Source organism: Micromonospora sp. NPDC049089 (assembly GCF_040648775.1).
Taxonomy (GTDB): Bacteria; Actinomycetota; Actinomycetes; order Mycobacteriales; family Micromonosporaceae; genus Micromonospora.
In genome coordinates this window covers 1-1,589 of record NZ_JBEZEH010000397.1, presented here as the reverse complement: position 1 = coordinate 1,589, position 1,589 = coordinate 1, and the positions used below count along the sequence as shown (strand labels likewise).

Annotated in this window: 2 protein-coding genes; one reads left to right on the top strand and one right to left on the bottom strand. The window is 72.9% G+C overall.

Annotation, left to right across the window (positions count from 1 at the left end; genetic code table 11):
- Positions 1-75: 75 nt before the first annotated feature.
- Positions 76-300, bottom strand: a complete 225-nt coding sequence (rpmE, locus tag AB0B48_RS33065; protein ID WP_355008073.1) for a 50S ribosomal protein L31 — start codon at positions 298-300, stop codon at positions 76-78.
- 273 nt (positions 301-573) lie between these two features.
- Between rpmE and AB0B48_RS33060 the strand changes: the two genes are divergently transcribed.
- Complete coding sequence (locus tag AB0B48_RS33060) at positions 574-1,470, top strand: AAA family ATPase (protein ID WP_357208577.1); 897 nt, start codon at positions 574-576, stop codon at positions 1,468-1,470.
- Positions 1,471-1,589: the final 119 nt, after the last annotated feature.

The window sequence follows — 1,589 nt, the reverse complement described above, 5'->3', positions numbered from 1 at the left end:
CGGGGCGTAATTGCAGTAAACCGGGCCCGGCCCCGGCGACCGGTTAAAACCCCGCCGGGGGCGCCGAACGAGGAGTTACTTGGCCTTCTTGGCCTGAACCTTGGCGTACTTCTGCTGGAACTTCGCGACCCGGCCGGCGGTGTCGAGAACGCGCTGCTTACCGGTGTAGAACGGGTGGCAGGCGCTGCAGGTCTCGGCGTGGATCGTGCCGCCCTTGGCGGTGCTGCGGGTCGTGAACGTGTTGCCACAGGAGCAGCTGACCTCGGTGGTCACGTACTCCGGGTGGATGTTTGCCTTCATCGCCTCGGTCCTCTCGTTGGTGGTCGCCGGGTCGCCGTCATCGCTCGTCGCGCCGTACGCGACGGGCTCGGGCGTGAACCGGAACCGGTGGCCGATTGACCAGTGTGCCATGGGCCTGAGCCGACCCGGTAATCGGGCCGCACACCTCGTCCGGCATCGTCAACACGTGCCTACCCGTCCGCATTCCCGCCGCCCGGCGGGGCATTCGCGCACCCGGCGGACCGCCGCCAGGTACCCCGGTCGGGGTACGCCCGTCGAGCCGGAGGTGGGCCGATGACCCGTCTGATCGCCACCCGGGGACTGCCCGCCTCAGGCAAGACGACGTTCGCCCGCACGCTCCAGCCGTCCGTGGCGCGGGTGAACCGGGACGATCTGCGTCGGATGCTGCACGGCGAACGGCTGTTCACCCAGTGGGCCGAGGCGCAGGTGACGGCCGTACAGCAGGCTCAGGTCGAGGCGCTGCTGCGGGCCCGAGCGGACGTCTGCGTGGACGACACCAACCTGCGCGCGCGGACCCTGCGCGGCTGGGCCGAGCTGGCCGCCCGCCACGGCGCGGACTTCGAGGTGCACGACTTCACCGACGTGCCGCTGGACGAGTGCCTGCGCCGCGACGCCGCCCGCCCGGCCACCGACCAGGTCGGCGCGGACGCGATCCGCCGGCTGCACGAGCGTTACCTTCAGGGCCGGGAGTTGCCGTTGCCGGTGCCGCAGGCCCGCACCGGACGCCCCGCCGTGGTGCACCCGCCGTCGACCGAGCCACCGGAGATCGTCCTGGTGGACATCGACGGCACAGTCGCGCTGGCCGTCTCCCGCAGCCCGTACGACATGACCCGGGTGGGTCAGGACCAGCCGAACTCGGCGGTGATCGCGGCGGTCCGGGCGATGCACGCCGCCGGGTACGGGGTGGTCTTCTGCTCGGGGCGGGACGCCTCCGCCCGCGCGGCCACCGAGGCGTGGCTGGCCCAGCATGTACGAGTGCCGTACCTGGGCCTGCACCTGCGCGCCGTCGGCGACGCCCGGAAGGACTCGATCGTCAAGCGGGAGATCTACGACCGGGAGATCCGGGACCGCTACCGGGTGGCCGGGGTCTTCGACGACCGCGTCCAGGTGGTCCAGATGTGGCGATCCCTGGGCCTCACCGTCTTCCAGGTGGCCGACGGCGACTTCTGAGGTGTCCGGACGGGCCCCGCGCGTGGGGCGCGGCCGGGGGGGTGTTGGGGTGTGCGGGGACGCGGGGTGGCGGTGGCCCGGGGGGGGCCCCCCCCCGGGGCGGGGGCGCGGGGGCGGGG